The organism is Methylomonas sp. PHL2-19 (assembly GCF_059331595.1).
The window spans coordinates 3,726,866-3,749,832 of sequence record NZ_CP196839.1; the positions used below are offsets into that span (position 1 = coordinate 3,726,866).

The 22,967-nt window shown below is 46.0% G+C and carries 20 protein-coding genes; 2 read left to right on the plus strand and 18 right to left on the minus strand.

The annotated features are described in order from the left end of the window. Positions 1–3: 3 nt before the first annotated feature. From ACR02O_RS17175 to rfbF, 8 genes are read right to left on the minus strand one after another with little or no spacing between them, the layout of a single operon-like run. The gene (locus ACR02O_RS17175) at positions 4–993 is read right to left on the minus strand and encodes an acyltransferase family protein (protein WP_494522072.1); all 990 of its coding nucleotides are present in this window, start codon (positions 991–993) and stop codon (positions 4–6) included. Positions 994–995: 2 nt separating this feature from the next. Then, positions 996–1,943: a glycosyltransferase family 2 protein gene (locus ACR02O_RS17180; protein ID WP_458137906.1), complete on the minus strand. Its 948-nt coding sequence runs from the start codon at positions 1,941–1,943 to the stop codon at positions 996–998. Between the two features lie 17 nt (positions 1,944–1,960). Beyond that, positions 1,961–3,289 carry a lipopolysaccharide biosynthesis protein gene (locus ACR02O_RS17185; RefSeq protein ID WP_458137907.1) on the minus strand — a complete coding sequence of 443 codons (1,329 nt, stop codon included), beginning with the start codon at positions 3,287–3,289 and terminating at the stop codon, positions 1,961–1,963. Continuing rightward, complete coding sequence (locus ACR02O_RS17190) at positions 3,289–4,308, minus strand: GDP-mannose 4,6-dehydratase (protein WP_458137908.1); 1,020 nt, start codon at positions 4,306–4,308, stop codon at positions 3,289–3,291. The genes ACR02O_RS17185 and ACR02O_RS17190 overlap by 1 nt, the downstream gene beginning before the upstream one ends. After that, positions 4,305–5,177 (minus strand): NAD-dependent epimerase/dehydratase family protein, encoded by an 873-nt coding sequence (locus ACR02O_RS17195; protein ID WP_458137909.1) that lies wholly within the window; start codon positions 5,175–5,177, stop codon positions 4,305–4,307. The genes ACR02O_RS17190 and ACR02O_RS17195 overlap by 4 nt, the downstream gene beginning before the upstream one ends. A gap of 4 nt (positions 5,178–5,181) precedes the next feature. Continuing rightward, positions 5,182–6,492 carry a lipopolysaccharide biosynthesis protein RfbH gene (gene rfbH, locus ACR02O_RS17200; RefSeq protein ID WP_458137910.1) on the minus strand — a complete coding sequence of 437 codons (1,311 nt, stop codon included), beginning with the start codon at positions 6,490–6,492 and terminating at the stop codon, positions 5,182–5,184. After that, positions 6,493–7,575, minus strand: coding sequence for a CDP-glucose 4,6-dehydratase (gene rfbG / locus ACR02O_RS17205; protein WP_458137911.1), 1,083 nt, complete (start codon positions 7,573–7,575; stop codon positions 6,493–6,495). Further along, positions 7,575–8,339, minus strand: coding sequence for a glucose-1-phosphate cytidylyltransferase (gene rfbF / locus ACR02O_RS17210; protein WP_458137912.1), 765 nt, complete (start codon positions 8,337–8,339; stop codon positions 7,575–7,577). The genes rfbG and rfbF overlap by 1 nt, the downstream gene beginning before the upstream one ends. A gap of 189 nt (positions 8,340–8,528) precedes the next feature. Between rfbF and ACR02O_RS17215 the strand changes: the two genes are divergently transcribed. Further along, complete coding sequence (locus ACR02O_RS17215) at positions 8,529–9,452, plus strand: IS4 family transposase (RefSeq protein ID WP_458139247.1); 924 nt, start codon at positions 8,529–8,531, stop codon at positions 9,450–9,452. Positions 9,453–9,947: 495 nt separating this feature from the next. Here the strand turns inward: ACR02O_RS17215 and ACR02O_RS17220 are convergent, their stop codons facing one another. From ACR02O_RS17220 to ACR02O_RS17240, 5 genes are all read right to left on the minus strand, one after another. Next, the gene (locus ACR02O_RS17220) at positions 9,948–10,820 is read right to left on the minus strand and encodes an SDR family oxidoreductase (protein WP_458137913.1); all 873 of its coding nucleotides are present in this window, start codon (positions 10,818–10,820) and stop codon (positions 9,948–9,950) included. Positions 10,821–10,828: 8 nt separating this feature from the next. Continuing rightward, positions 10,829–11,704, minus strand: a complete 876-nt coding sequence (locus ACR02O_RS17225; RefSeq protein WP_458137914.1) for a glycosyltransferase family 2 protein — start codon at positions 11,702–11,704, stop codon at positions 10,829–10,831. Then, positions 11,701–12,681, minus strand: a complete 981-nt coding sequence (locus ACR02O_RS17230) for a glycosyltransferase family 2 protein (protein WP_458137915.1) — start codon at positions 12,679–12,681, stop codon at positions 11,701–11,703. Before ACR02O_RS17230 ends, ACR02O_RS17225 begins: the two co-directional genes overlap by 4 nt. 116 nt (positions 12,682–12,797) lie before the next feature. Beyond that, positions 12,798–13,490 (minus strand): nucleotidyltransferase family protein, encoded by a 693-nt coding sequence (locus ACR02O_RS17235; protein ID WP_458137916.1) that lies wholly within the window; start codon positions 13,488–13,490, stop codon positions 12,798–12,800. After that, positions 13,487–14,965: a PfkB family carbohydrate kinase gene (locus ACR02O_RS17240; protein ID WP_458137917.1), complete on the minus strand. Its 1,479-nt coding sequence runs from the start codon at positions 14,963–14,965 to the stop codon at positions 13,487–13,489. The genes ACR02O_RS17235 and ACR02O_RS17240 overlap by 4 nt, the downstream gene beginning before the upstream one ends. A 92-nt stretch (positions 14,966–15,057) precedes the next feature. On the opposite strand from ACR02O_RS17240, the gene lhgO reads away from it, so the two are divergent. Beyond that, positions 15,058–16,266: an L-2-hydroxyglutarate oxidase gene (gene lhgO / locus ACR02O_RS17245; protein WP_494522073.1), complete on the plus strand. Its 1,209-nt coding sequence runs from the start codon at positions 15,058–15,060 to the stop codon at positions 16,264–16,266. 329 nt (positions 16,267–16,595) lie between these two features. Here the strand turns inward: lhgO and ACR02O_RS17250 are convergent, their stop codons facing one another. The 5 genes from ACR02O_RS17250 to ACR02O_RS17270 form a co-directional block, all read right to left on the minus strand. Beyond that, positions 16,596–17,693: an IS5 family transposase gene (locus tag ACR02O_RS17250; RefSeq protein ID WP_458137750.1), complete on the minus strand. Its 1,098-nt coding sequence runs from the start codon at positions 17,691–17,693 to the stop codon at positions 16,596–16,598. An 81-nt stretch (positions 17,694–17,774) separates the two neighbouring features. Beyond that, positions 17,775–18,803, minus strand: coding sequence for an acyltransferase family protein (locus tag ACR02O_RS17255; protein WP_494522074.1), 1,029 nt, complete (start codon positions 18,801–18,803; stop codon positions 17,775–17,777). Between the two features lie 74 nt (positions 18,804–18,877). Then, entirely contained in the window at positions 18,878–19,975 is a 1,098-nt protein-coding gene (locus ACR02O_RS17260; RefSeq protein ID WP_415878136.1) for an IS5 family transposase, read from the minus strand. A gap of 270 nt (positions 19,976–20,245) precedes the next feature. Continuing rightward, the gene (locus tag ACR02O_RS17265) at positions 20,246–21,517 is read right to left on the minus strand and encodes a TIGR04372 family glycosyltransferase (protein WP_494522075.1); all 1,272 of its coding nucleotides are present in this window, start codon (positions 21,515–21,517) and stop codon (positions 20,246–20,248) included. Between the two features lie 116 nt (positions 21,518–21,633). Continuing rightward, positions 21,634–22,914 (minus strand): hypothetical protein, encoded by a 1,281-nt coding sequence (locus tag ACR02O_RS17270; RefSeq protein WP_494522076.1) that lies wholly within the window; start codon positions 22,912–22,914, stop codon positions 21,634–21,636. Positions 22,915–22,967 lie beyond the last annotated feature (53 nt).

Sequence of the window (22,967 nt, forward strand, 5' to 3'; positions counted from 1 at the left end):
AGCTCACAAAGTTTTCAGCAACAAGCTCAAGCTTTTGTTTTCAAAATATTTACCCTTGAGAGCAATCAACGAAGACAAAACCACTAAGGTACATAAAAATTTCAAATACCATTCTCCATTAAAATAATGCTCTATAATTAGATGAAAAATATTATTTAAATAAGGATGCAAAACCAAAACCAACATAGACTCCATTCCAAATACCATCAAGAATGAAGACTTTTGAACGAGAAAATCAAATTTAAAAAACAAGAAAATTAAAAAATAACCAATAAATAAAACGCAAGAAAAGGTAACATAAATATTTCCTACATTATTTCTTGCCATATCAAGCGACAACAATAGATTAAAATAATAAATCAGCCAAAACCCTCCCACAAAAAACAACAGCACCCACGCTGAATTATTTAACAAATTTTGTTTATACTTTGCAAAAACATAGCCAGACAATACCCATGGCAGAGCCGAAGCACCTTTATCCAAAGCCAATGGCAATACTGGATAATCAGTCATATAACTGTAAAAAATTAACGTAAATATCAACAACAATATTGAATTTACTTTCAGATATTTTATTAACAAAAAGACAGACGCTCTTGCCCAAAACAAAGCCGGCAAAAACCATAATACAAATCCATAATGCTGTAGATGATCAATATCCATCCACCAGAAAATCCCAACCAACTCATCGAAAACGCTTTCCCTGTCACGCCCCAATACAATCTCCTTTACTGAATTAACCACCAAACCAACTATTCCAAAAAGAAAGTATGGCAGGAGAATACGCCTAGCATTTTTCTTAAAGAACTCAATCGGCGAATTCTCGGGATTGATAAAAATCCCTCCTATAAAGAAAAACAAAGGGATATGAAATGAATAAATATAAGAGCCTAATGGCGATTGGATATGCCCCAGCACTACCAGTAAAATAGAAAATCCTTTGCAGGCGTTTATTGCAATACTAAATGACTGATTAAAGTTGCGACTGCTCATACCTAAGTATTGGCCCGGCGAAAGAACTCTAATATTTCACCAGCGGCAATGGAAAACGTTGTAGCCAACACAATTAACGCTTCAAAAATAGTCCCGCGTCCCTCGTATTCGGAACAATGCTTGGTTAATGAAATTATATTCCGTGTGCGCTGTATTCTTGACAACCAAGAACGGGCGGCATATTTGACCCAATGGCTTCTGCTCAATTTTTCAGCGAAAAACCATGCCAATGCAGCCCGATAACCTTTTTCTACTTCATTGTCATTATTCAGTGTGGTAAACGAATCTGGATGAGAGCGAAAAAACACATCCGCCGAGGGAAGCATTACCACAGATTTATAAGTTGTTGCAGTTAATGCAAACAACAAAACATCCGGCCCAGCCCCGTTCAATGTGAAGTCACGGGGAATACATGTCGGGAAAGACAGTTGCAGATTTTTCCTAATATCCGCCATACGAAAAATAGCGGCTCCCGGAGAGAATGGCACTCTGGCGTTTAATAGCAACTGAAAATATCGTGCCGTGGAAATGACTTGCTCAGCGCTGGATAACGAAAAATTGATCTTCCCACTTTCTGGTGAAATACCAATTGTTACGGCGGTTGAAACAAAACCAACATCTGGATTTTCAAGAAAAGGCAGTGTATTTTCAAGAAAATTTGGCGAGATCAAATCGTCACTGAACAGTATTTTCCCATATTCTCCTCGCGCTTTCTCCACGCAAGCCAGCCAATTTCTTACTGGTCCAATATTGCTATCGTTTCGAAAAATACGGACTCGCCGGTCTTTCTCCGCAAACTGTTGACATATCTCCCATGTTCCGTCGTCACTGGCGTTATCTACCACCACCACTTCAAAATCAGCAACTGTTTGGTCCAATGCAGACTGAATACAATCAGCGATAAAGTTTCTACGATTAAATACAGGAATTAGGATACTGACTCTTGGCATAAACTTCAAAACACCCACTATTTATCGACTACCCAAGCCTGGCGACGGATTATCTGCAGCACCTGAACTGGAAGCGCCACGCCTGCAAAAAGCAAACTTACGCAAGTTGCCAATACCACACCATATGAACCAAAGCCTAATTGGTTTGTAAAGAATAGGGCTAGTGGAATATTGATTAACATGGCTGCTATTGCTGTATATAGCTGAACAGAGATATTGCCGATACCGTTTACAAACATCGCAAAAATATTATTCCAACTGGAAATCACCACAAACAATCCCATTGCAACTATCAATGGCAATGATACAAAAAACTCAACACTTATCCATAAAGAAATAACAGATTTCGCTATTAAAGCCAAGATTGCCACTGCCATAGCAATGCCGGCTAAAAGCATTAACTGTTTTCGCAACATAGTGCGAATCCATGCAATATCATTTCTATGAAAAGCATCCGTATAAGCAGACCAAAGCGGCGCGGAAATTAACGTATGCGCAAAACTAATGATACTAAAAAGCTTAAACACAACCTCATATTCGGTGACATATTGAGGCCCAAAAATCTGGGCAATCAGAAACTTATCGGTGGTGAATATAACCAATACGGCAAGCTGTATTATAAAGAACTGCACTCCCACCGATAACAAAGGGCGCACATGAGATTTATCCCAAAAAAAATACGGAACCAAGCCTGGATTCTGTTGATAAAACCTAATACTCAACATCAAATTTGCAGCAATCATTGAAATGCCATAAACAATTGCCAAATTACTAATCGATGCGTCAGCGAACTTCGTCAAACCATAAATAAGAGTTAAGGTAAGTACGTTTGAAATCAACGGGCCCAAAGCAACCCATGAGGATTTTTGTACCGCGCCAAGTAGCGCACTGATCAAACCGATCCAAAAATTCAACAAGATAAAAAATGCCGAAATTTGCACGGTTATGCGCAACGTGTCTTCCGGAATTGCCTGGGAGTTAAACACTATTTGCCAAGGAACAAAAAATGAGGCACCAGTGACTATCACCCACACTATCAGCGCTATCACACCAATCAAGCTGTAACCCGATGAAATGTAATGAGCAGCTTCCACACTATCATTCTTCGCCAACGCTTCCGCCACCTTATTGCGAAGGCCATTGCCGATGCCTAGATCGAAAAACACAATCCATGACATTATGGTAAGTAATGTGGACCAAACACCAAACTGCTCCTGCCCAAGGCAATCGATCATCAAAGGAATCGCACAAAACGACGCTACCATGCTGATAGCTTTGTAAATCACCGATCCTTTTATCTGCCGCAGATAATTCCGGGTACGTTCGTTGGAAACTGCGTCACTCATTACGATTGGTCAACCCATTTCACCATGGCCGACACACCCTCCGGCGCTGTGACTTGTGGTTGCCAAGCAAGCAAGCGTTTAGCTTTGCTTATGTCGGCCACAAACACGCGTTGATCGCTTTCACGCACTGGCAATTGGTCGTAATTAAGGCGAACACCAACGATCGATTCCAACAACTCAAACAGTTCCAATAAAGACAGACTGTTTTCTATACCACCACCAATGTTAAACACTTGCCCTTGAGCTTTATCGATATTGCTCAATGCCGCACTATAAAGACGCTTCATGTCTTCGGCATGGAGTACGTCACGAACCTGTTTGCCAGTACCGGAAATAGTGAACGGCTCTTTACTTAGGCCTTTGGCTGTCTCTATCGCCTTTTGACAAAACCAGCCAACCCAGCCTTGATCATAGGTAGCGAACTGCCTGCCGCCATACATCGACGAATGGCGAAAAACCACGGTCTTAAGCCCGAATATTCTTGCATAATCAAGCATATATTGATCAGCAGCGCCTTTGGAGCAGCCGTAGGGTGAATGGAATTCCAAAGGTACATTTTCATCGAAGCCGTTGGGATGCTCTTGGCACTGGAATCGCGTTTGAGTTTCGGTATAAGAATACTGCTCCAAATCGCCATACACTTTGTTGGTGGAGGAATACACAACGATCGTTTCCGGCGAATATTGTCTGACAGCCTCCAGCAGATTGTGGGTCCCGACTGCATTGACCTCGAAATCCATACGTGGATTGGCAATCGACGTAGTCATAGCCACTTGCCCGGCCAAATGAAATATCGCGTCCGGTTTGGATGACTGGATGGCTCGGGTAATGTCATTCTGATTCCGAATGTCGCCATGCTCAAAAAGAAATTTCCCTTGTGTTTGTAACCACGTCAGGTTTTCGCGCGAGCCACTACGATAGAGATTATCAAATATCAATAACTCATCGCCCCGCCGTATCGCATCGGCGGCTAAATTGCTCCCTAAGAAACCACAGCCGCCAGTGATCAGCAATTTCATTGCTTATTTCCTTCAATTGTCATTTGTAAACCTTCCAAAAGTCCATATTCGCAGCGCCACCCCAGTGCCTGTATTGCCTCAGTATTTGCTTGCGAAAACATTGCTTCCCCTGCCCGGTAAGGCAATGCACCGAAATTCAGGCAGGTTGTCGATGCCGTTAAGTTGTGTACCGTTTCGACAAACCGCCTGATGGTCACCGCAACACCACTACCGACTTCAAATTCAATAAACCAGTCTGCAATTGAATTTCGTTTATTCAGCAATAACGAGTATGCAAATACGGCGTCATCTATGTATATAAAATCACGACGCTGCTCGCCCAATGTCAGATTTAATTTCGGTACATTAGCCAAGCAGCTATTGATAACATGTGCGGTAAATTTAGAATTATCGTCCCCGGGGCCATAAAAATGTTCAAGTCTCACATTAATGAAACGAATTTTCTCTTGGCATGCGAAGTATTTACCCCATTCTGAAAATTGCCTTTTGGAAAGTGCGTATGGATTCAGATGTTTATCCAATGCCGTGTCGGTATTGATAAATACATCGACATTTGCGCAAACCGCTGCTTCTAATAGCTTCAGCGAAAACAACAGATTGGTTTCTGTGATTTGACTGATAGTCTCACCGCCCTTGCCATAACAGGTAGCGGTATGAATCACCGCATCGAATCTACCGAAACGTGTAAACAATTCAACGAGATAGGTTTCCTCTAAATTGCAGACGACCAGCCTGGGTAAAATAGCTGCTATCCGGTTGAGCGGGGACAACTTTCTTTTAATGGCGACAATCTCGTGCCCTTCATCGAGCAATGCCGTCGCTAAGTGACTGCCTAAATAGCCAGTCACTCCAGTCAGTAGGACACGCAAACTATTAACTCACACCAAAGAATGATTCCAACCTCTCGACCACAAAACTCAACATCTCTTCGGTCAGACCGGGATAGACACCTATCCACAAAGTGTTATTCATCACGGTATCGGTGTTTTGCAAATCACCGCTGATTCGATAAGCCCTATCCTGAAAATAAGGCTGACGCGTCAGGTTGCCGGCAAACAGTAAGCGGGTACCGATTTTGTATTGGTCCAGGTATTTCAGTAGATCGACTCGGACAAATTCAGCCGATTCGCGTAAGGTGATGGGGAAACCGAACCAGGAAGGATCGCTGTTGGGCGTCGCTTCAGGCAAGATTACAAACTGCTCGCAGGATTTTAGGCGCTGTTTTAAATACTCGAAATTGCGTTTACGGATCGCAATAAAATCGGATAGACGATCCATTTGCGCCAATGCGCAGGCAGCCTGCATGTCGCTGATTTTCAGGTTGTAGCCCAAATGCGAGTAGGTATATTTGTGATCGTAGCCCTTCGGCAAAGTACCCAACTGCCAACCGAAGCGCATACCGCAAGTATCGTCGCAACCCGGCGCGCAATAACAATCGCGTCCCCAATCGCGGAAGGATTCGATGATTTTGCGCAGCTTGCGATCCTTGGTAAACACCATGCCGCCCTCGCCCATGGTAATGTGATGCGCCGGGTAAAAACTACAGGTTGCAATGTGGCCGAACTGGCCGACGTGTTGGCCTTTATAGGTTGACCCTAAAGCATCGCAGCAGTCTTCAATAACCCACAAATTATGCTTGTTGGCGACAACCATGACCGCATCCAGGTCAAAAGGATTACCGAGGGTATGAGCAATCATGATGGCTCGAGTGCGCTCTGACACTGCCGCTTCGATTTTTTGCGGATCAACGTTATAGGTCGGAATATCGACATCGACGAACACCGGCACCATGCCCGCATGCAAAATCGGATTGACAGTCGTTGGAAAACCCGCCGCGACTGTAATCACCTCATCGCCCGGTTTTAAGGCACGCTCGCCTAATTTGGGCGAGGTCAATGCGGTGAATGCCAACAAATTAGCCGAGGAACCGGAATTGGTGGTCAATGCATAAGGCACGCCGACAAATTCGGCAAAACGTTTTTCAAATGCTTCGTTGAAACGCCCGGAGGTCAACCAGCCGTCCAGCGATGCTTCGACCATATTTTTAAGCTCACTGGCACCGAGTACTTTGCCGGAAGGCGGAACGGCGCTGGTTCCTGCCTGAAACGATTTTTCCGCAAAATGTAACGCGCTATATTGCTCTACCAGATTGAATATTTGCTGCTTCAACTCTGTCTTATCCACTTAATTTGCCTGCTTGGTGTTTCTGTTATATTGATCAATCTGCCGCAAGGTTAATGCACGCATATCACGTTCGTCACGATAGGCTCTGTGCCACTCGACAATCGACGTCAATGTCTTTTCGAGATGCCATCTAGGATGCCAGCTCAAATGCGTTTTTGCCTTGGCACAATCCAACTTCAGATAATGTGCTTCGTGTGGGTGATTACCGTCATCCAAAATCCAATCCGCGCCCTCGCCCCAACTCTTAGTCAAGTTTTCCACTATCCATTGCACGGGTTTGGCATCGTCCTCGTTCGGCCCAAAATTCCAGGCCTCCGCGAAGTCCGGCCCTAGTTCATACAGTTTTTCCGCCAACAACAAATACCCTGACAATGGCTCCAATACGTGCTGCCAAGGGCGGATGGCGAGGGGATTGCGAATATTGACCGGCTGGCCTTGGGTAATTGCGCGCATAATATCCGGAATCAATCTATCCTCGGCCCAATCGCCACCGCCGATCACATTACCGGCTCTGGCCGAAGCCAAAGCCACACCATGATCGGTATAGTTATCCGGATGAAAATAAGAATTACGGTACGCAGCTGTCACCAGTTCCGCGCAGCCCTTGCTGTTGCTGTAGGGATCGTAACCGCCCATTGCTTCATGCTCGCGATAACCCCAGACCCATTCGCGATTTTCGTAGCATTTGTCGCTGGTAACATTGACGACGGCCTTGACGCTGACGGTATGACGCACCGCTTCAAGCAAATTGACCGTACCCATCACATTGGTTGAGTAAGTCTCGACGGGTTCGCTGTAGGAATAGCGTACCAAAGGCTGGGCCGCCATATGGATGACAATTTCGGGCTGATGCTCGGCAAACACCGCTCGCAACTTTGACAAATCGCGAATATCGCCGATGATGCTGACCATGCCTTTACCCACTTCAGCGACTTCGAACAAACTTGGATTGGTCGGCGGCGCAAGCGCATAGCCGACTAAATGTGCTTGCTTGGATTGTAACCATAGCGACAACCAGCTACCTTTAAAACCGGTGTGGCCGGTCAGTAAGACCCGCTTGCCCGCCCAAAACTCTGATTTCATTACCATACTTTCCAGGGCGGATTAAGACTCCACAATTCTTCAAGATGATTCTTATCGCGCATGGTGTCCATCGCCTGCCAGAAACCCTTATGATGATAAGCGGCCAATTGATTTTCTCTAGCCAAGCGTTGCAAAGGCTGCGCCTCCCAAGTCACCAGATCGCCATCGATATAATCCAAAACCGACGGCTCCAGCACGAAAAACCCGCCATTGACCCAGGCGCCATCGCCGGCTGGTTTTTCCTGGAAATCAAGCACCGCGTTGCCGACAATATTCAACGCACCATATCGGCCCGGTGGTTGGATGGCTGTCAACGTCGCCGCTTTGCCTTGCGAACGATGAAATTGAATTAATGTATCGATATTGACGTCAGCCAAGCCGTCACCATAGGTAAAACAAAAGGTCTCATCGCCAATATAATCTTTCACGCGTAGTAGTCTACCGCCCGTCAGGGTATCTTGCCCGGTATCGATCAGCGTCACTCGCCAAGGCTCGGCATTTTTTTCGTGGACTTCCATGCGGTTGTGCTCCATATCAAATGTGACATCCGACATGTGCAAAAAATAATTGGCAAAGTATTCTTTGATGACATAGCCCTTGTAACCCAAACAGATAATGAAATCGTTAATGCCGTAGCGCGAGTAAATCTTCATTAAATGCCACAGAATCGGCTTGCCGCCAACTTCTATCATGGGTTTGGGCTTGAGATGCGATTCTTCGCTGATACGAGTGCCGAATCCACCGGCTAGGATAACTGTTTTCATTTTGGTGATATTACGGTGTATGGCTAATACTCGATGTAAATGTAAAACCGCGTTATAGCTCCTGTGGCAAAACCCGGTATAGTAACCCCAATGCCGTTAAGTTAAGAAATTCGTGTTACAATGATCAATGTAACATACTGAAAAACAAGGATAAATCAATGAAGCCGACTTAGCAGTATCCATGCCGGCATTCTTGCCCATCTTTCAAAGCTTCTCCACTCGCCCGACTTCATCGCCGCGCATCGGACTCACGACAAAGCCCTTACCCTGCAACGCGTTCTTACCTTTCCAGTGTTGGTTTCTTTCCTGCTCTGCGCCTTCAAAGGCAGCTTGCAAACCCTGTTGGACGATCTGTTCACCACACTGGATGGTCATTCATTGCGGGCCGTGAGTAAAAGCGCCGTTTCTCAAGCCCGGCAAAAACTCAAGGCCACGGCCTTCGAAGCGCTGAACGACAGTTTAATCGGCTTACTCAATGAACTATTGCCCGAACCTCGCTGGCAAGGGTTGCGTTTAGTCGCCACGGATTCAACGACCTTACGTTTGCCACTCTGGCTGGAAAATCAGGCTGAGTTCGGCGTCCAAACCGACAGCGGCGACCAGCCTTATGTGTTGGCGCGCGCCTTGGGGTTGTTTACCACCACTTCAAAGCTGAGGATCAAAACCGTACTGGGGCGTTTTGACGATGCCGAACGAGCGCTGCTGGTACAACTGCTGCCTCATCTTGCCAGCGACGATCTATTGGTCATGGGTCGCGGCTTTCCGGCGGTGTGGCTGTTTACCCTGTTACAACACCGTCATTTGCCTTTCCTCGCCCGCATGGACGGCAACCAATGGCCGACGGTGGACAGGTTTTTACGCTCAAATTTGTCCGAAACCGTGATGACGCAACCGGTATCAGCTAATGCCCGACGTCAAGCACAGGCAGTCGGCATGACCTTGACTGCCCAAACCTTGACTTTTCGCCTGATCAAAGTCGTATTGTCCACCGGCCACATCGAAGTTCTGGCGACATCGCTCACCGATGCCGACGCTTATCCCGTCCAGGCTTTCGCTGAGTTATACCATGCGCGTTGGAACATCGAGGAAGCCTTCAAAGTTCTCAAACACTGACTCTACCTGGAATTCACCGGCGAATTACCCGAATCGATACGCCAGGATGCGCATGCCAAACTCTTTACCGCCAATTTAGCGGAAGCCCTCGCACGCCAGGCTTACGAGACGCTACCGGACAATAAAGCGGCGCGTTATTATCCCAACTTCACCTACATCCTAAACTCCCTGAAGAACCGGTTGTTCGTCTGGCTTATTCAGCGCGTGCCGCACGATCAGGTGTTGGAGTTGATTGCTCTGTACGCCAGAACCCTCGAACGCAAACGACCCGACCGAAAAGCGCCTCGTCCTAAAAATCGTGTCAGCCCCAAGCCTAGGCGGTAGTATCGGTGAGGCTTAACTTAACGGCATTGCCATACATCCCTCCTATTTAGCTCTATTAATCCCCTCCCTCTCTGCAACCAACACAGCGTTGCCCTAACTCCTGCATCCATGCAGTCCTCCAGCATTAGACGGAGTAAATCCTTTCTCTTAATTGGGTACTGAAAGTTACATTTATTTTATCGCTAAATCTTCAGCACCAAGCCGAAACGGTCTCGGACTAAATCCCAAATCACGGGTTGCATCATGATGATCGAAAACCAAATCATGATTTGTGCGTTCCATCATTGAAAAAGACCAACCACGATAGCGTGGCAAGATTTTTAGGATGACAAATCCTATCCGTAATAACAGCATAGGAATTTGAATAAAACGCTGCTTAAGACCTATAGCATTAAATATGCGAGCAACCATATCTCTATAGCTCAATATCTCCGCACCGGACAGATTGTAACTCTTATTGGCCACATTCTCGGCAAACAAAGCGGAGACGCAAGCTTGTGCCACATCAGAGCAATGAACAGGTTGTCGTAATCCCTTAGCCTGTCCTAGCAGCGGAAAAAAGTGGAATCGGCGAATCAAACACCCAATTTCACAAATATTTTTATCGCGACCCAGTCCATAAATTAATGTAGGCCGCAGAATGACACATTCAATACCAGCATTGGCAGCACATTCCTGCACATCAAATTCTGATTTTACAAAACGCTGGGCAAGCATTTGGTCCACGGGATCTGACGAACCTTGTTTAGTAAAACGACTAGTCGATGACAATACTACAACACGTTTTGCTTTACTCGCTTGAATCGCGGCAAAATACGACGGCAAAGTCCAAATCGGTGCCAAACAAATCCAAAAAGAAATTTCTTCATCGTCAACCTTAGACACTAGTGATTGGACAACTTGCCATTCTACATTTGACATAACAGATTTAACTGACTGACGAGAAAATGCAACAACATCAAAACCTGCTTGCACGAGCAAAGGCAAAATGGCCAACCCAACATGGCTGGTTGCACCCAATACGCCTATGCGTTTTCTAGCCATTGAAACCATTATGATTTTAAAAAACGCGTAAATGTCAAATAACCTGCCACCAGCAAAAACCGAAACCAGACACCGAGTGCAACTAAAGTCATTAGCCCCCCAGGATATTGATGGCGAAAAAACTTACGGTAGAAGCGTAACATCCCTTTGTGCTTATGCCATTCTACAAATAGGGGACGGGAGCGACCACATGCACCATGCACGTGTGCAATCTTTGCGGTTGGTACAAACTTGATTTTCCAACCTTTTTGCCGAAAACGCATACACCAATCCAGGTCTTCGCAATGTAAAAAATAGCCGTCATCCCACTCTCCCACATCCTCAATCGCCTGGCGCTTAACCAACATGCAAGCACCCGAAATAGCTTCTACCTCTATTGGCTTTTCAGGCAAAGGCTGTTTGTGTAAATGAAAGTCGAAAAACAAGCGAGGCCAACGGTTATCAAGCCTAGATAATCCGAAAGCACGTACAAAAGAACGCCATGGTGTAGGAATGGCACGTCGCCCACCCGCTTGCTCAGTACCATCCGGATTAATTAAAAAACCGCCGACCATACCAATGTGATAATCCAGCGCCAATTCATTCATCAAGTCCTGCAACGCATGCTTTTCAACAAAGCAATCGGGATTGATGAACAGTAAATTATTGGTACTCGCAAGCTTTATGCCTTGGTTACATCCTGCCGCGAAACCTAAGTTTTCAGAATTTCTTTCAACCCTCACTCCAGGTATTGTCAATAATGCATTAAGGCTATCGTCCTCTGATGCGTTGTCTATAACAATGATTTCCACATCTTCAGAACAGTCCAACAAAGACTCGACACAGAATTTTAACAATTCACCAGCGTTGAAATTGACAATGATTGCCGAGAGTTTTGCCGTCATAAGTTCTTTATTTTGCGATTATTGGCGAATGGCTGTTTATCCAAAACACGCCAAATATCGATAATTGATGCAATACGGTCCTTCTGAATCTTCTTGCGTTTTTTCCAGATAGACTTTAAACCTTTTACGGCATCGATCTTCGCTCGGATAATAACTCGACTGTGACCATGAATTATGAAATATATAACTGTCACAATATTTAATGCCAAATGAAAAGGTATTAATAACCAAAAAAGCAACCCAGGCATATTTTTGACAAAAGCCCAGACAAGATTACGATGCCCGTGGTAAATAGAAAAATCGCTATGCTGACCACCTGTCATCGCCGAACCAACATGGTGGACAACAGCGTTTGCAACGTACATAGCTTTATTTCCCGCTAAACGTAACCGAAAGCCTAAATCGACATCTTCAACATAACAGAAAAAGTCCTCGTCGAAACCTCCTAGATCCAATAAAGTCTGGCGTCTATACATTGCTGCCGCCGCACAAGGTGCAAATATTTCACGTGATACAAGATCGACATTTTCTATAGATTCACCGTGCTTATTCCGCCAAACCAAGCCGGAAAAATGATAACAATCTCCGGTACCATCGATAAGATTCTCCGAACTATAAATCAATTGGCAGGATCCAAAAGTGGCCACATCAGGGTGATTTACAGCAGCTTGGAGCAATCTATCTAACCATTCTGGTTCGGCGAATGCGTCAGGATTCAAGAGAACAACGAATTCGGTGTCGCATAGCGCCAGAGCTCTATTATTGGCCGTTGCGAACCCCAGGTTTGTACCAAGATTAATAACAGTAACTCCTGGTAGCCCATCCGCATGGTCAGCCGAGTTGTCCGAACTGCCATTATCCATGACCAATATCCGATCCGGCAAGGTGGATTGGCGTAGTAAGTGATCGAGGCAAACATGTAGTAGTTCGCCACCATTCCAATTAACGATGATTACGGATACGGATGGTGTTTTCAATTTAAATTTCGGCCCGAATGCAATGGGTAAGCCTCACGCTAAACAGAACAACTCTAGTTCCAAATATCTAGCAAGACTACCTACACTTGAATTGTGTGACGAGCAGTCCCAACTGCTCAGAATTCTATTTCAGCTAATCGCAAACTTTCGGGGGAACCAATGTCCCGATGGTAATCGGCATTGTGAAAGGTTTGAATTTTTCCGAGGAAATACGGTATTACGTGCATACTTATATCGAACTCTTCTGTACCTAGGCTAAGCATAAAATCAACAACTTCCGGCTCGAACAAATAGACAGCAGCACTTGCCCTACGCCCAGGCGGATTAGGTTTTTTCTCATGAAACGCAACAACTAGACCGTCCCCGTCCAACTCGACGATACCGCAACTTTGAGGAACATCAGTGTCAAAAGTCATCATGGTGATCAGCGTTCCCTGCCTGCGGTTAGCATGTGCCTGAATAAACGCGTTGGGATCAAATCGGGTCAAATTATCGGCATGCGCTACAAAAAAAGACTCGCGCCCAAAATAGTCGCGATTGACCAGTACTGTGCCTCCGGTGCCCAATAAGCGGTCTTCATGAACTAGATCGACTTTCTCTCGCCAAGACGATTTGGAAACATACTCTCGAACCACATCCGGCAGATAGTGAGTATTGATCAGTGCTCTCTCAATGACTGCAGGCAACAATAGATCCAGCCAATACCCCAACAGTGGCTTGCCGTGAATCGGTACCAGACATTTCGGTATAGTGTCGGTAATGGGACGCAAGCGAGTACCAAAACCAGCAGCAAGCAACAAAGCCTTCAAATCTTCAACTCCTGAATAATATCTTGAGCAGACAAGGGTAAATTTCCCATCCTGCTGACCTGACAAGCAGCCGCTATTGAACCGAGATAAGCGCTCTCCCAAATGGTCGCGCCGCATACCAATGCCATTGAAGCACATGTCAATAAACAGTCTCCCGCACCGGACACGTCTTTTGGCGCTTCGTTAAAAGCAGGCAATTGATCGGTAATCAAGCCGACACTATTAATCTCAGGGGTATGCACCAGCATGCCTTCCGATCCCAGGGTAATAAACACATGACCGGCCTTGGCTTTACGCAGCAGCTTTTCGGAAAGCACTACCAATCCCGATTCTTTATCTTGCGCGGCGATACGCGCCTCATGCTCTGTGGGGGTTATTAAATGCATACCGGTAAACCGGGACACATCACCCATTTGTGAGGACGCCTGACTATCCGCAACCATCGGTACATCACATTTGACACAATAAGAACTGATGGCATCGACCAATCCCTGCGGCAGACAACCGTAGTTAAAATCGGAGAAAATCAACAAGTCCGCTTGTTCAATTGCCGACTTGATTTTTGAGAACAGCTCTTCTGCAATCTCATGATCAATCGCGTGTTGACGCAGGTGACTAACCCGCAACAACGTTTTGTCGCGTGCTCTAAAGCGTTGTTTTAGCGTGGTTGGCCGATTCGCATCACGAATTAGACAAACGTCGACACCTTGACTAGCCAGTCTGGCTTCGGCAAAGCTGGCTGTTTCATCATCGCCGGAAACCCCAAAATAATACGCTTTGGCCCCCAAACCCCGCGCATGAGCGGCGACGATACCAGCACCACCGACAAATATATCGCGCATAATCGGCGTAACCACGATGGTTGGGTCCTCCTGAGACATACCCAGCGGATCGCAAGTAATGTATTCATCGACAATCAGATCACCAATCACGATCACCTTGAGCTCAGCGAATCGGCCAATCATTTCAATTAAGTCATTGTGCTCTATATGGTGCCGCTTCCGGTAGCTAGGTGGCTTGCGGATAGACCCCAGGTTGACTTCACTGAGTTCGCGACGTAACAGATCAAACGATGAAAACCTCGCCTCACCGGCAGTAAAAAGCAACTTTCCGCCGTAGCTCTCAACTGCGGCCAATTCAGGATTAAAATGTTCCTCATGTTCCTTGCCCTTAACCACCATATCCGGTTTCAGGAGGGAAATAAACTCTTCAACAGAGCACGGCAACAAGACGGCAAAATTCACCACACCGATAGCCTGCACACCCTCCAGACGAAGGTTTTCAGGGACCAACGCCCCAATCGTATTATCCCTGGCCACTCCAACCACGAGAACGTCACCACACTCCGCTGCGAAATTTAATAACCGCAAATGTCCTGGATGGACCACATTGAAGTTGCCAGAAACAAATACAATTTTGCGCCCACGTCCCGCTGTTTCCCGAATCCGGGCAATTATTTCCAAACATTTTTGCATTAGATAAACAACTCCAAAAGCCTACAAATCAAGTTTGTCAGCCACCTTAAAACGGTTAATATTACTGTTTAATTAATCGAAATGCACTTCAAATGAACAACTACCAGTACGACTATGCAGTCATCGGCGCCGGCATAACCGGTTTAGCGATCGCCCGCAGCCTGTTGACTAGACATCCCGGCGCAAAAATCGGTGTCTTTGAAAAAGAAACTTCTCCGGGTATCCATGGCAGCGGCAGAAACAGTGGTGTGCTGCATTCAGGCATTTATTACCCCGAGACATCGCTTAAAGCGAAATTTTGCGCCGCAGGATCAAAACAACTCGCTGAATTCTGCGAAGAGCATGACCTCCCACTTAGCCGCATGGGGAAAGTTATCGTGCCAACCCGGCCGGAACAAGACGCGCAGGTCGAATTGTTGTACTCAAGAGGCAAACACAATGGCGCAACAGTTAATATAATCGACCGCCGACAATTGAAAGAAATTGAACCAGAAGCAGCCAGTGCCAGTGACCGTGCATTGCACTCGCCGAACACTGCCGTCGTCGACCCAATGCAGGTATTGCGAAAACTTAACCAACTATTAGAATTGGAAGGCGTAACTTTCCACTACGGCGAAGGGCTTGAAAGCGCACAGCCTGAACAAAATTGCTTTACCACCCAATCAGGGAATAAAGTCAGTTACAGCACCCTGTTAAATGCCGCCGGCCAGCATGCCGACAGAATCGCCCATCTGTTCGACACGGCCAAGCAGTACACTCTGCTCCCTTTTAAAGGCATGTATTTCTCGCTGGATCCACAATCTGGAATTCATTTGAATGGTTTGGTTTACCCGGTACCGGACTTGAATGTGCCATTTCTAGGCGTACATAGCGTGAAAAAAATCAGCGGCGAAATCTATTTTGGGCCTACCGCTATTCCAGCGCTCGGCAGAGAAAACTACTTAGGCCTTGAAGGCCTGGAACCCGCAGAAGCCGCCAGAATTTGCGGAAACCTAGCCATTCAATACTGGAAAAACCAACAGGGATTTAGGAATTACGCTCATGAAGAAGCAGGAAGATTCCTGAAATCTCGTTTTTCAGCGGCAGCAAAAGTATTGATTCCCAGGTTACAAACCCACCACTTGATCCCTAGCAGCAAGGTCGGCATTAGAGCACAATTGCTAAACACGGAAACGAGACAACTTGAAATGGATTTTATGGTGCATACTCATAACAACACTATCCATGTACTTAATGCAGTGTCGCCTGCTTTTACCAGCTCATTTCCGTTTGCAGATTATGTTGTAGATACAGCATCATGAACATACTTCGCCCGCAATCATGCAATACAATCCTCAGAAGTTATCCTCTATTTTTTAACTCCGGTAAACTTCAGGGGATACAGAGGTAAGATCAATACGACTGATTGCAGCTCTCTTTCTTAGGGGATAATCGACAAAATGATAAATCAAACATGAAGCGCTTAGCAGGCTGGTGAAAAACCCGCCGATATTTCCCCTTACCCACGATGTTCGTGATTTTTTCGAGTTGAAATCGGTCATGACATCGAGTTTCAAGCGTTTTGCCCCGGTTTCAAGGGCTTTTTATTCGCCTGAAGCCGTCTGTGGACGGTTTTCAGGCGAACTTCACCCTAGGCGGGTGCACTCCACGCCGGTTTCGGCGTGAACACCAATAGGTTGAGCATGCGCGTCAGGTTGTAGGCGGCAAAGCAAAACAAGGCCTGACCCGCGACTTTGGCTAAGCCGATGTGACGGGTTTTGCGCAGGCCGCCGACCGTTTTGACCCAGCCAAAGGCTTCTTCGACGATTTTGCGGCGCTTGAGACTTTGGGCGTAACCTTTGCCGCGCGCGGTGCGGCCGTCGACGGCACTGCCAATCTTTTTGCGGGCCACATGGGCTTTGATATCACGGGACTCGAGTCCGTTGACGAACGCCGGTTGGTCATAGCCTTTGTCGGCACCGACGCTGCCACCTTGGGGCACGCGGCGTTTGATCATTTTTTGCGCGGCTTCGATTTCGGCGGTGCCGGTGGCTTGAGTGGTTTCGACATCGACAATCAGGCCGTTGCGATTCTCGGACAAGGCATGGGTGATGTAACGCAGTTTGGCCTCGGTGTATTCGCCTTTCTTGTAAAGCCGGGCTTCGGGATCGGTTGTACTTTGATGGGTGGCGTTGCTGCGCTTTTCGCCACTGAAGTCGATCTCGGGATTGCGGCCGGCGGGTTTATCGGGACCACTACCATCTTTTTTGACGAAGCTTTTGTGCGAGGCCCAGGCTTCAATGAGGCTACCGTCGACACTGAAGTGTTCGTCGGACACCAGATTTTGCCATTCGGCTATGGCCAGTACCCGCTCAAAAAATTCGCGACTCAGGGCTTCGGACAGCAGGCGTTCGCGGTTGGCACTGAACACTGTGCGTTCCCACACGGCGTCGTCGATGCCCAGACCGACAAACCAGCGAAACAACAGGTTGTAGTCCAGTTGTTCCATCAACTGACGCTCGCTACGGACCGTATACAGGACTTGTAACAGCAAGGCGCGCAGCAGTTTTTCAGGGGCAATCGAGGGACGGCCTGTGTGCGAGTAACGCTCGGCAAAGACGGCATCCATCGAGGCCAATACGCCATCAACCAGTAGCCGTAAACGACGCAACGGATGCTGTTTGGGAATACGGTCTTCCAGGCCAACATAGCTGAACCAGCTGTTTTGAATGGCATCGTGTCCGCGCATTGAAAGGCTCCAAATTTAGGTAGCCTATTTTAACAGTTAGCCGCTCATCTATGCCTTAGCTTACTTGGCTTTTCGAGTTTTTCACCAGCCTGTTAGGGCGATTAATACCTGTGTTATTCCAAAGTTTAGGGAGAAATGTTTTTTTAAAATCCAGTTATAACTCAAAAAAAGTACCGGATAGTGAGTCAAATACAGGGGATAACTCAAGTCGCCAAGGTAGTTTCCTAATTTTCTTGCAAATGCATTTAGAAAGTTACCCTTGGCAAAAAGACAAACCAATAATGTTGTCCACCATATAACGTGATTAAACCACCCATTTAGCAACGGGTCGACCACTATGGCAACTGAACCCGTACAGCCCGTTAACATTAACCACCAAACACGGTTGACGTTTGTATAAACAATCCAGCCTGAAAGCCAAGCCCATAAAAGCGCAATTACCGAAATACCAAAAGTATCGGAGCCAATATATAAATTTGAAATTTTTGGTCGCAATATACAAAAAACTATTGACCCCGAAATAAAGCATAAAGCCCATCTAACACGCAGTCGTATCAGCAATGGGGCTAAAACGTAATAGACGCACTCAAGCGAAAGAGACCAGGCCGGAAATAATACTGCTAACCTAGCTACTGGCACAAACGCTTGAAGGAGGAAGGCTGCTGTTAGCCATCCGGAGACAGTCGGAACTGGAAATGGATTACCTTTACCATCGAATAAGATGGGACCAGAAACCAGATAAGCTAACACGGCTATAGTAAGAGATGCAATATGGGTAGGTGCTATTCGCCAAAATCGACGGGAAGTATAATTACCCGGTCGCTGCAATATAGAGTGATGAATACTGAAGCCAGATATTACTAAGAAGCAGTAGACAGCTACCAACGCATTGCTAGACGGCACTGGCATCGCTCTTTCCACTGGACCAAAATTCGCAGTGTGCGCGAACAAAACCCAAACAGCTAATACAAACCTAATATATGAAAGGGTTGCCCATACGTCAGGCGAAACACGATTTAACAGGCTGGTGAAAAACCCGCCGATATTTCCCCTTACCCACGATGTTCGTGATTTTTTCGAGTTGAAATCGGTCATGACATCGAGTTTCAAGCGTTTTGCCCCGGTTTCAAGGGCTTTTTATTCGCCTGAAGCCGTCTGTGGACGGTTTTCAGGCGAACTTCACCCTAGGCGGGTGCACTCCACGCCGGTTTCGGCGTGAACACCAATAGGTTGAGCATGCGCGTCAGGTTGTAGGCGGCAAAGCAAAACAAGGCCTGACCCGCGACTTTGGCTAAGCCGATGTGACGGGTTTTGCGCAGGCCGCCGACCGTTTTGACCCAGCCAAAGGCTTCTTCGACGATTTTGCGGCGCTTGAGACTTTGGGCGTAACCTTTGCCGCGCGCGGTGCGGCCGTCGACGGCACTGCCAATCTTTTTGCGGGCCACATGGGCTTTGATATCACGGGACTCGAGTCCGTTGACGAACGCCGGTTGGTCATAGCCTTTGTCGGCACCGACGCTGCCACCTTGGGGCACGCGGCGTTTGATCATTTTTTGCGCGGCTTCGATTTCGGCGGTGCCGGTGGCTTGAGTGGTTTCGACATCGACAATCAGGCCGTTGCGATTCTCGGACAAGGCATGGGTGATGTAACGCAGTTTGGCCTCGGTGTATTCGCCTTTCTTGTAAAGCCGGGCTTCGGGATCGGTTGTACTTTGATGGGTGGCGTTGCTGCGCTTTTCGCCACTGAAGTCGATCTCGGGATTGCGGCCGGCGGGTTTATCGGGACCACTACCATCTTTTTTGACGAAGCTTTTGTGCGAGGCCCAGGCTTCAATGAGGCTACCGTCGACACTGAAGTGTTCGTCGGACACCAGATTTTGCCATTCGGCTATGGCCAGTACCCGCTCAAAAAATTCGCGACTCAGGGCTTCGGACAGCAGGCGTTCGCGGTTGGCACTGAACACTGTGCGTTCCCACACGGCGTCGTCGATGCCCAGACCGACAAACCAGCGAAACAACAGGTTGTAGTCCAGTTGTTCCATCAACTGACGCTCACTGCGAACGGTGTACAGCACTTGCAACAGCAAGGCGCGCAGCAGTTTTTCAGGGGCAATCGAGGGACGGCCTGTGTGCGAGTAACGCTCGGCAAAGACGGCATCCATTGAGGCCAATACGCCATCAACCAGTAGCCGTAAACGACGCAACGGATGCTGTTTGGGAATACGGTCTTCCAGGCTAACATAGCTGAACCAGCTGTTTTGAATGGCATCGTGTCCGCGCATTGAAAGGCTCCAAATTTAGGTAGCCTATTTTAACAGTTAGCCGCTCATCTATGCCTTAGCTTACTTGGCTTTTCGAGTTTTTCACCAGCCTGTTAATGTTTTCATTATAGAAGGTATCTTGAATTTTGTAATCGTCTCCCACTTCCCAAGCGGACTCTAAGCAAAAATATAAATGCTAAGCATCAGCGGGCATAATAATCCGATTTTGATTGACGCTGTTTACGATTTAGGGTCAATAAATATACTCACAAACACTTATAAAATTTTTGATTACCGCGGAGATAATCTGGAATGTTTCTTTAAAAAACCTATGCCGATTGAAGAGGCCGCCAAATGTGAATAATCATTTGGCGTCAATAGCGACAAATAGTTTGATAATAGTGCTTTCTCATCCTCAGAAAGCCTTTCCCTGCCTCCCAATCGCTGAAACATTTCCTTGACAAGTTCAAGAATATCTTCGGATGAATTTTCCTCAACGATCAGACCGGCATCGGCGTATTGGTGTGTAAAAAAGAAATTCCCCTCTGGACAGCCGAGCAACTCATCAAACCTCAAATAGCGGTTCATTTGTTCACTCCAAACCAATTTAGGAATACTTAGATCACAATACCGAATACCAAGAGTTGCCACTGGAATCATATTGGCATGCGCACAAGGCACTCCGAAAATCATTGATAAAAAAGCTAGCCCTGAAGTACAACCAAGAAAGAACTTCGCTTGCGCGCAAAGCACAACATCCATACGCTCTGATTTCAAAGGGTGATGTGCGTAATCAATAACACCTTCCATTTCTGGTAGCGGCTTCATGGTATTATCACCCATTCGCACGCAAATCCCACCGCGACTTACAATTTCGTTGATAGCCGGGATAACATATTCAATACTTGCATTTCGATGGCTTTGAACAGCTTCGTTATTGGGAATAAACCCCCCCTCTCTAACATGAATGCAAACATACCATTTATCTTCAGGGATACCCAATATAGCTAAAGCACATTTACCCCATGAAATATCATCGTTTGACAACGTCAAAATCGCTGGGCGCTTTCCCCAAAGATTATTAATTCTATATACCGGTTGTGCGCCAAAAAAAGTTGAGTCATACTTTGAAAGATCATCTCGCATGAAATAATGTTTAGTCAAGGCATCGAGTAAATAACATTTCCATACGTTTCTTATAATCGGAAAATAAGCAGACCAATAGCCTAATAAATGCTTATTCGCTACTTTGTTATCAGGGGCCGTTATAAACCATTTCCTTTCTCTAATTAGGCCTAATTTCAAATCTTTAAGTAAAGTATCCGGCTGAACTGATAAATGACCAATGTGCTCGATACGAATTACTAGCCTTCTGTAGCCAATAAAATGACCTAAAACTGAAACTGGCAACATAGTAAGCCACGAAACCTCCCACAACAGCTTTTTAAAAATACCTCGAATTAACCAAACCAAACCATATTTTCTATATCTTTTCAAAATTTCCTGTAGAAGAATATGCAAATACACCTTAGTAGAATCGACCGGCACCTTAAAGTTACTCATTGGAAATTTGATCTCTTGTTAGTTGCGGCGCCACAAATAAGGGACGATTTCGAATCATTTCTTTCGAATTATTCCGACTGGTATAAGCGAAAATATCTTCCGGCAAATACATAAAGTCATTGAATGATTTCAGTAACATGTCCCTCAGCATCCGCAATCAATCCCGCCAGTTTTGCTCGAATCTGATCTCGCTCAGTTGTCGCTTTGTCGCGTTCTGCGATACGCTCATCAAGTTCAGACCTTAGCCTTGCAAATTGGACTAGCGCCTCATCTCGCTCTGCAATCATCTTGTCACGCTCCGTAACACGCTCATCAACTTCCACCCTTAGCCTTCCCAATTGGACTAGCGCCTCATCTCGCTCTGCAATCATCTTGTCACGTTCTGCAATACGCTCACAAATCTCAGAATTAAGTCGTTTAACATGATGAACCAGTTCAATGCTTTGATTTTGCGACAGCTGAAAATCATTTGATGACGACAATGGAACATCTCCTCCTCCATCAACACTAACATTTGATAATAAAGATAGCCTACGAATAGCTGCGTCCAATAACTTAAGCGATTCCGAAAGATAACTCTGAAAATCAACCGACCCAGAAGCCCCAGCAAATCTCCCTAACAAATATAAAGAGAATTCATCAAGAAAATGCGACAATCCATAGATTGGGTCTTTTCCTAGACGGGATACATCCAGCTTGCCGATGAGACGCTGAACGAAAACAAAGTTATCGTGATTGAAAGTATCAAGCTCAACATGCTTATTCAAATGCTTCAACGGAGGAAGATTATCTAAACATAGAAACTTCTGTAACATTTGGCGAAACTCTTCGCTAGACAATGATTCAGTCTCGGCCAGCAAGGACACCTCAAATAGTTTTAAATTTTCTTTGATAAGCTCATGTGTTTTATCATAATACCATTCAAATTTAGTATTAATTGGCAAGGCAAGCCATTCCTCCATCGGCATTTCGTTGAAATGAAATGCCGCCATGCGCTTATCAGTAGCATCGGCTGAATCTATGTAATACTTATAAGGCCATGGAAATAATTGTGAATTACGAACTAGAGATTCTATGCATGCTAGTTTAGCATGACGTTTTATGTGAACAATCTTAAGATTAGGGCCACATACTTCTCGAAACAAGGGTAATATTGCAGCATACCCATTACCAACAACACAATCATAGGGACAATCATGAATAAGCTCTTTTATGCGAGTCACATAACAATCATCTAGAGTTTCTCTATATTCGCAAAAAAGGCTATTTAGCTCTGTACTCGCCCACTCATGCATAATTGTTAAAATGAGATGGTCTTTTTCAAATGCATCCTCGATCATCCCAGCCAAACTTGTGGTACCGTCTCTTCCGGTTCCAACACACAATATTTTAATCACCTATATATCCGATAGTATTTTTATTAAAACATGGCTCTCTATTTCGTTAGGTA